A 2,500-nucleotide genomic window follows, 5' to 3' on the forward strand; every position below is an offset into this window, starting at 1 on the left:
CGGGCTGCTCTGGGATTTTCTAAAGTTGGTTGCGGGAGCAGGATTTGAACCTGCGACCTTCAGGTTATGAGCCTGACGAGCTACCGGGCTGCTCCATCCCGCGACACTTTAAGTGACCTATCGCTTACGCTACTTGAGGTCTTGTGTTGGTCTAGCGCCTATTCGGCTACTTGAGACCGGGTAGTGTTCTTTTCATCGTGTTAGAGAGATGTGGGCTTTTTCTAGGTTTGGCGGTGACCTACTCTCCCGGGGCTTAAGCCCAAGTACCATTGGCGCGGCAGTGCTTAACTTCCGGGTTCGGGATGGGACCGGGTGTTTCACTTGCGCTATGACCACCAAACCGAGGAAAAGCCCATGTCGACTTTCCTGCGTTGCAGGAAAGCGACGAGGTGGCAGGCAGCGTCTTTTTCTTGCAAAAGGCGCGTTGCCACTCGGTTATATAATCAACCAACATCGCGGCTTGGCGCTGCGACGTTATCCAACTCAAGGTGTGTATGCTTTGGTCTTGTCTTTCCATTACTGGATCAAATCAAGCCTATCGGGCGATTAGTACCGGTCAACTGAACGCATTACTGCGCTTACATCTCCGGCCTATTGACGTGGTGGTCTTCCACGGCCCTCAGGGAGACCTTGTTTTGAGGGGGGCTTCCCGCTTAGATGCCTTCAGCGGTTATCCTGTCCGATCATAGCTACCCAGCACTGCCGTTGGCACGACAACTGGTCCACCAGTGGATCGTTCACCCCGGTCCTCTCGTACTAGGGGCAACTCCTCTCAAGTCTCCTACACCCACGGCAGATAGGGACCGAACTGTCTCACGACGTTCTAAACCCAGCTCACGTACCTCTTTAAACGGCGAACAGCCGTACCCTTGGGACCTGCTCCAGCCCCAGGATGAGATGAGCCGACATCGAGGTGCCAAACACTGCCGTCGATATGGACTCTTGGGCAGTATCAGCCTGTTATCCCCGGCGTACCTTTTATCCGTTGAGCGATGGCCCTTCCACTCGGGACCACCGGATCACTATGGCCGTCTTTCGACTCTGCTCGACTTGTCAGTCTCGCAGTCAGGCTGGCTTCTGCCATTGCACTCAACGAGCGATTTCCGACCGCTCTGAGCCAACCTTCGCGCGCCTCCGTTACGCTTTAGGAGGCGACCGCCCCAGTCAAACTACCCGCCACGCAGGGTCCCGGATCCGGATAACGGACCGCGGTTAGACATCAAGAGTGCGAAGGGTGGTATCTCAAGGGAGGCTCCACAGGTACTTGCGTTCCTGCTTCAAAGCCTACCACCTATCCTGCACATCACAATCCTGATGCCAGTGCGAAGCTGTAGTAAAGGTGCACGGGGTCTTTCCGTCTAACCGCGGGAAGCCTGCATCTTGACAGGCAATTCAATTTCGCTGAGTCGATGTTGGAGACAGCGGGGAAGTCGTTACGCCATTCGTGCAGGTCGGAACTTACCCGACAAGGAATTTCGCTACCTTAGGACCGTTATAGTTACGGCCGCCGTTTACCTGGGCTTCAATTCAAGGCTCTCACCTCTCCTTTTAACCTTCAGGCACCGGGCAGGCGTCAGACCCTATACGTCGTCTTGCGACTTCGCAGAGCCCTGTGTTTTTAATAAACAGTCGCCACCCCCTGGTTTGTGCCCCCAGCCCCTAGTTGCCTAGGAACCGGGCCTCCTTCTCGCGAACTTACGGAGGTATTTTGCCGAGTTCCTTCAACATCGTTCTCTCAAGCGCCTTGGTATGCTCTACCAGTCCACCTGTGTCGGTTTAGGGTACGGTCTGATGGAGGGCTATTTCCAGGAACCACTCAGCAGCCCAATCAATCCGATAAGATTGAACTACACCTGTGATCCGTCACATCCTCCTGGCCTAGGAATATTAACCTAGTTCCCATCGCCTACGCCTTTCGGCCTCGGCTTAGGGGCCGGCTTACCCTGCTCAGATTAGCTTTAAGCAGGAACCCTTGGACTTTCGGCGAGAGTGTCTCTCACACTCTTTGTCGCTACTCATGTCATCATTCTCACTAGTGATCTCTCCACGGGATCGCTCACGCGCCCGCTTCATCGAAAGCCTCTCTCCTCCAATCTGCCCGAAGGCATGAAGGAGGAATGAGACTATGTCACACTACGCTCTGCTACCGATGCTTACGCATCCCTAGACTTCGGCTCATGGCTTGAGCCCCGTTACATCTTCGCCGCAGGACAACTTATTTAGACCAGTGAGCTGTTACGCTATCTTTAAAGGATGGCTGCTTCTAAGCCAACCTCCTGGTTGTTTTGGTCGTCCCACCTGCTTTCCCACTTAGCCATGAATTGGGGGCCTTAGTCGTAGGTCAGGGTTGTTTCCCTCTCCACTACGGACGTTAGCATCCGCAGTGTGTCTGCCATCTAGTACTCCCGGGTATTCGGAGTTTGGTTAGGATCAGTAAGCCTGTGGGGCCCCATTACCCATCCAGTGCTCTACCCCCCGGGGTATTCGGATGACGCTCTAC

At 54.6% G+C, this 2,500-nt stretch carries 1 tRNA gene and 2 rRNA genes (1 of these 3 cut by a window edge); all 3 read right to left on the minus strand.

Annotated elements, in window-relative coordinates:
* Positions 1–26: 26 nt before the first annotated feature.
* Positions 27–103, minus strand: a tRNA-Met gene (locus ACR0EN_RS21115).
* A 122-nt stretch (positions 104–225) separates the two neighbouring features.
* A 5S ribosomal RNA gene (gene rrf / locus ACR0EN_RS21120) occupies positions 226–340 on the minus strand.
* A gap of 185 nt (positions 341–525) precedes the next feature.
* Positions 526–2,500, minus strand: a 23S ribosomal RNA gene (locus ACR0EN_RS21125); it runs 852 nt beyond the window's last position.

It is taken from the genome of Ruegeria sp. AB7 (genome assembly GCF_056542625.1).